Origin of the sequence: Pseudoalteromonas sp. SG44-1, assembly GCF_014164315.1 — a bacterium.
In the GTDB taxonomy this organism is placed as follows: domain Bacteria; phylum Pseudomonadota; class Gammaproteobacteria; order Enterobacterales; family Alteromonadaceae; genus Pseudoalteromonas; species Pseudoalteromonas rhizosphaerae.
In genome coordinates this window covers 1-4521 of record NZ_JACJEW010000111.1, presented here as the reverse complement: position 1 = coordinate 4521, position 4521 = coordinate 1, and the positions used below count along the sequence as shown (strand labels likewise).

The window sequence follows — 4521 nt, the reverse complement described above, 5'->3', positions numbered from 1 at the left end:
TGGCGAGGGTCGTCAATTGATTCGAAATATTTAAATAGTTGAATATCAGGCATGGGGGCTCCTTAAAAAGGAGTATAAGATCATACTTTTAAGTCAAGGTAAAGTTCGTGATCTTGCCCTGGGGTTATACTCAGCCACTTGTAAATAATAAAGATGAAACTAGCCGAGCGCAAAATCGCCGTGTACATATTGCCGCTTATGCGATTAGCCAGCTCTCGGTTTGCCCATCACGCGAAGGTATGGATAGCTTAGAGCGCTTTCGTAATTTAACCGTGGTTAACGACATAAAAGTAGGTGAAACTGCCGATGAAATGGCGTGGCAAATGATCAACATTGCTTTGGGTGTGATGGCATTTATTCCGGCAACAGCACCGATTGCTGCAGCGGTGGCAGTAATAAAAGCGGGCGCTGCAGTAGCTACATCGGCTGCAAATTTAATGGATGAAGTACTGCTCGATAATACCTGTAAAAAGTATTATGCAGAGATTCAAAGAGATAAACGTCTAGGCCAAGAATGCGCGGCTAATCAAGGGATGATGCACGAGCTGCTTAATGAATTTAAAGAGAGCGAAAGTACAGAACAAAGTACGCAGTGGGCTGCGCAATTTAGACTGCGCTCAGAGGCAATCTCGGGCCTGATGGGCTTGTTATTAAGAGCACAGCGTGAAGGGGATAAAAGCGAGTACTACACCAATCTAGAGCGCTATAAAGTAAAACAATACATAGAAAACTTTTTATTGGGTGATAGCTGGGCGCTCCCTAATTTACCCGGTGCATCAATTCGTATGGATACCTTTTGGGTGTTTTTAATCGACAGTATCGCAGCTCAAAAGCAAAACGCAGGTAATGAAAAAAAAGCGCTCTATGGTTTTAGTGACAATTACAGCCTGTTAGATAAAGCCGCACGTAAAGCTGTGGTAAAAGATCCCGAAAATACGCTTTATATGCAATCTCAATTTAATCCTTACGGCTTTTATATGATGGCGGTGCCAACACTCGCGCGTGAACATAATTATATTACCGCTGAGTTTCAAAGTTACTTTCCTATTCATACCTTTGGCACACAAGAAAAAGAAGGTAGTAAATACCTTGAAAGCTTTGCAAACACATTTGAGCCGGTGTTTTCTGAGTATGGTGAGGCGAGCTATCACCACAGCGCTATATACTATCAATGCCCAACCTCAAAAAAATGGTTGCCAATTATTGCCAACAAACTAAAGCGCTTAACGCCATTCACACCTATTCGTGTTTTAGTGGTGTTTAACAATACGATGACCGGTATTGCCCCTATTACCTTTAAAGTAACGCGCTGTGATGGGGTAAATAACGAGCTTGCTTATAAAGAGTTGGTAAGGCCACTTGTCGAGTCTGAGCTATTAGAGAGCGAAAAGCACTTTGCAGGAAAGTTTGGCTGTGTGTTTACGCCGTTTTTTCAGTTAGGGCCAAAAACATATTTGGGTACTAAACCTATGGTGCATAAAGAAGCTTTTTACCCATTTATGCATGACTCTGCACTTGAATATTATCGAGCTAAAAACTTTGCTGACATGCGTTATTACATTAGTGCCCAAGTTGGCAGTAGTAGTGAAGTAGTATTACCTTTAATGGGGGAGCATGAAGAGAATAACGATGAAATGATTTTTGACTCCGGCTATTTAAATATTCTTAATGGGCTTGGTATAAAAAATAAGTATATAGCTACCGACTTTTATGTAGATTTAAATACAGAACGTGATGGTGGCAATGAAGAGTCACTACTAATAAAAGATTTTTTAACCAGTAAAAGTTCTAGCTTTGTTCGTCCTGAACTTTTTGCCGGGGAGAAAAGTGTTCGGATATTGGTGCGTTTTGGTGGTGAAGGGAAGCCTTATTTAATAACCAGTAAAATACAAAGGCAAGGACACTCAATCCGTTTATTTGAAAGCCAATTTGATGCAGCACAAAGTTTAGGATTTAAAGTACGCCAGTTTGGTGATGGCATTATTTTTGATGACTTTGACTGGAATACCAAAGTAGACATTATGGTCGTTGCTACCTGTACAAAACTTGAATCAGAAAACTATACAAAAACACTGATAGGTTTGAATTGGCGCAGTGTGCCATGTGAATTAACCCTACAACAAACCATTGGCATTAATGATGTGGGTCCTACTTATAAATCAAGACTCTATTATTTAGGTAAAGCGACTCGTAATGCAAATAAAGGCTACAACCAAGCTTTAAATAGATGGGAAGATGATAACTATAAATTTGATGACTCAACAGGTGCAAAGTTTAGAGAATACCGAGAGTTTGTTGAGCTACTTAATAAGGCTGGGCACAGTAATGACAGAGGCATGCAAGGTCGAGCGCTTCTGAATTGGCATGATCGCAGCGCTAAAGCGTTTGCCGGTGAAGAGCAGGTTTTTGTTTTTGCGGCGAATTTTAGTTTGGATTATGAGTCGCCAAAGCGCGTTACCGTTAATGGTTTAAGGCCTTTTGGTGACATATTTACTAGTCAGTTTAGTGATATTTTTACTGATAAAGAAGAGCGGCAATATACGATGGAGCTAGGTGTTGCTAGCTTTAATTCTGCGGGTAATTCTGGTTTTAACTTTAATGATATAGGCTCAATGACTGATAACACAAGTAATCATGGTTTGCAGTTAAAGTTACCATTGCCTAACCCTACAAATAGCGATTTGCCTTGGGGTAAAACATTACCTGAAGCTGATTTAAAAGAATTAGCCGCAAAGCTAAATGGCGAGCATTCAACCCCATCACAAAAAGCAGTGTATAAAAGGTTGTCAGAGGAAGGGTTGACTGAAGGTGAAGTGAAACAGTGGTTTGTTGAAGATGCTACAAAGAGGAAGGTCAGGCCGTTAGGGGCTTTTAAAGAGTAAATTAACTTCTTAGTACTTACAGGGCTGTAACCAAGCACTCTTTGTGAACAGCCCTTTTACTTAAGCTTACTTCACCTTTTAAAATATCAGCATATTATGGCATTAATTAAACCAATTTACCCAATCCCCTTAGCTAACAAATTAAAGGCGTTATTGGCAGTTAAATTACCGCGTGGTGAAACACCCCCAGCACCTATTACCTATGTTGATGACAACATCTGTAAGCTCAGTAACAACTCAATAAAAGCCCGTAATATGGGTATTATTCCGGCGTTGTGCATGGTGTCATTTATTGCCTTTTACCAGATAGCTGGTTTTTATTCCATGTGGAAATCAACGGAAGAGAGTATGATGAAAATGGTTGATTTTTATAAAAAAAAGCATGGAGAAGATTATTTTTTATCCCCAAATGTTGAACCAGTAAGTAAAAGTTTTTACGATATGTTTGATGAAAATGGCAAAATGTCATTAAGTCGTTATATGCATTATCACTATTATGAAACCGCTGATGTTGGCGGTACGTTTCGCCTTAAGCGAGATATAATTTTATCCATCTTTATTATACTGACACTTCCTCCCTTATTGTATTTTCTAATCTTTTTTAAGCGCCAAGCGCCGATGGTGTTTGACCGTAATCGGCAAATTGTTTATCACTGGTATAAGGGCAACGTTCGCGCCCAGCATTTTAAAGACCTACGAATACATGAAGACTCACAAATGATGCGTATTCAGACGCGCAGCCTTGGTAAGCGCGGTGATATGCGTTGGGCTAATTTTATGGTGCAACCGCGCCATAATCCTTATTACAACGGTAAAGATGCGTATGAGCCAGTATTGGCATTCATATGTCAATTTATGGAATATGGCCGTGAGCATGTAATGCCGCAGTGTGAGCAATGGCAATCAAATGACAAACCCTTTGCACTTTTTGATGATGAAAAACCAAAAGACTTTGAGCAGCAATTAAATGCGGTGTTAACACATTTGTCAGAGAACGATACAGATATCCCGCTTGATAAAGACAATTTACCGTTATCTACAGGGATGGATATGAGCATGAGTATGCGTTTAAGAAGGGCCCAGAGTAGAGAAAGTAATAAAGATGTGGACAAGAATGGATAAAGAATTTGTTGAGATTAATGGCTTTGATTAAACACCACTACCCAATACCTTTAGCAAATAAGTTGAAAGCACTACTTAGCTTTCAACTCACTAAAGAGGCGCCGCCGCCAACACCGATAGTGTATGTAGATGAACATATTTGTAAGCTTAGTAATAATTCAATGAAAGCCCGTAATATGGGGCTGATCCCATTGTTATTAATTGTGTTATTTACTGCATGTTTAAATGCTAATAATATATTAAAAAGCTGGAGTGCAAGAGAGAGAGCAACTATTGATAGTATTGAATTATATAAAAAAAAGTATGGAGAGAATTATTTTAGTAGTACAGAAGTAAACCCAATACACTTAAAGTGGTATAAATTGCTAGATGAAAGTGGTGAGTTGACGTTTAAAAGCTACTTGTATGCTCGTCACAGTAATAAACATACAGCTTATGGAAGTTATTTTTACAAAAAAGACATTTCATTTTTAGTTTTTTACGTTATTACCATTCCACTTTTGTTGTTCTTTATTAT

3 protein-coding genes are annotated in these 4521 nt (G+C 38.8%); all 3 read left to right on the top strand.

The annotated features are described in order from the left end of the window. Positions 1-107: 107 nt before the first annotated feature. Positions 108-2882: a hypothetical protein gene (locus H5187_RS22680; protein ID WP_259401762.1), complete on the top strand. Its 2775-nt coding sequence runs from the start codon at positions 108-110 to the stop codon at positions 2880-2882. 96 nt (positions 2883-2978) lie between these two features. Further along, complete coding sequence (locus H5187_RS22675; RefSeq protein WP_182768353.1) at positions 2979-4004, top strand: hypothetical protein; 1026 nt, start codon at positions 2979-2981, stop codon at positions 4002-4004. A 17-nt stretch (positions 4005-4021) separates the two neighbouring features. Continuing rightward, positions 4022-4521, top strand: a 500-nt coding sequence (locus H5187_RS22670; protein WP_182798399.1) for a hypothetical protein, incomplete at its 3' end; no start/stop codon positions are given.

Excerpts from the sequence above, each read along its gene's own strand:
- H5187_RS22675 (WP_182768353.1), top strand. The coding sequence starts at position 2,979 with ATGGCATTAATTAAACCAATTTACCCAATCCCCTTAGCTAACAAATTA.